Source organism: Stenotrophomonas sp. AS012628 (assembly GCF_010608305.1).
Lineage (GTDB): Bacteria > Pseudomonadota > Gammaproteobacteria > Xanthomonadales > Xanthomonadaceae > Stenotrophomonas > Stenotrophomonas geniculata.
The window spans coordinates 1-1428 of record NZ_VMBJ01000097.1 but is presented as its reverse complement, the minus strand read 5'-3'; the positions used below and the strand labels follow the sequence as shown (position 1 = coordinate 1428).

At 59.0% G+C, this 1428-nt stretch carries 1 protein-coding gene; it reads left to right on the top strand.

The genetic code is table 11. From position 1 onward, the window contains the following. The first annotated feature begins 48 nt into the window (after positions 1-48). Positions 49-1400 (top strand): IS3 family transposase gene (locus G5A07_RS21100; RefSeq protein WP_099560046.1). Its coding sequence is split into 2 segments (ribosomal slippage): positions 49-496 and positions 496-1400, totalling 1353 coding nucleotides; the frame shifts between segments, so codons are not numbered across the junction. The last annotated feature ends 28 nt before the right edge of the window (positions 1401-1428 follow it).

Below are 1428 nucleotides of genomic sequence, written 5' to 3'. Positions count from 1 at the left end.
TGAAGTGACCCCCGGGAGTTGGACACCAGATCCAACCCCGAGGGATACATGAACAGATACGACGCGCGTTTCAAACTGCAGGTCGCCAAAGAGGCCTGCAAGACCTCCACATCGGTCAAAGCCGTTGCTCGTCGCCACAGCCTGGAGTTTTCCACGGTCAGGCGCTGGGTGGCGACCTATCGGCTGCACGGTTGGCGCGGGTTTCACCGCCAGGCCCGGTCCTATGACCTCGCGTTCAAGCTGGCTGTCCTGGAGAAGATGAGCCAGGACGGCATGTCCGGGCGCGAAGCCACCACCTACTTTCAGATTGGTGATGCCGGCGCAGTGGGGCAGTGGCGGCGCCTGTATGCTCAGGGCGGTGCCCAAGCGTTGGCACCGCCCCTGCCGCCGCCCCGAAAGCCGATGAAAAAGACCCGTTCGTCCAAGCCACCTGAGGATATGAGCCGCGATGAGCTGCTCAAGGAAGTCGCCTATCTGCGCGCGGAGACCGACTACCTAAAAAAACTCGATGCCTTGATCCGGGAAGAGCAGGCGGCGCGAGACGCAAAGCGCAAGCCATCCAAGGATTGAGGCAGGTTCATACGCTGTCGCTTCTGCTCGAAGCGGCAGAGCTGTCACGCAGTACGTTCTATTACCAGAACCATGTCCTGGCCCATCCGGATCAGGACGAGGCAGATCTGCGCGAGCGCATCCGTGCAATCTACGATCAAAGCCAAGGGCGCTATGGCTATCGCACGGTAACGCTGGAATTGGCCAATCAGGGCCATCGGACCAATCGCAAGCGGGTACAGCGCCTGATGGGGGAGATGGGCCTGAAATCGCGCGTGCGCGTGAAGCGCTATCGGGCCTTCAAGGGGGCGGCCAATATTGTGGTTGGCAATGACCTCAATCGTGAGTTCCAGGCCGAGCGGCCCAACCAGAAGTGGGTGACTGACGTGACCGAGTTCAAGGTGCAGGGCATGAAGCTGTACCTGTCGCCGATCATGGACCTCTACAACGGTGAAATCGTGGCTTATCAGATCAAGCGCCAGCCCGTGTTCGATCTGGTGGGTCAGATGCTGGAGGAGGCCATCAGCAAGCTTTCCCCGGATGAGCGCCCCATGATCCATTCTGACCAGGGCTGGCAGTACCAGCATGAAAACTACCGGCACATGCTGGAAAAGCACTCGTTGAAGCAAAGCATGTCCCGGCGTGGCAACTGCTTGGACAATGCGGCAATGGAGAGCTTTTTCGGGACGCTGAAGTCGGAGTTCTTCTATCTGAACAGCTTTGACAGCATCGAGAGTCTGGAGGCTGGGCTGGTGGAATACATCCAGTACTACAACGAAGAGCGCATCAAACTGAAACTGAAAGGCCTGAGCCCGGTAAAGTACCGGGAGCAGGCCCAATCGGCCGCTTGACCCCGTCCAAGTCTCGGGGGTCACTTCA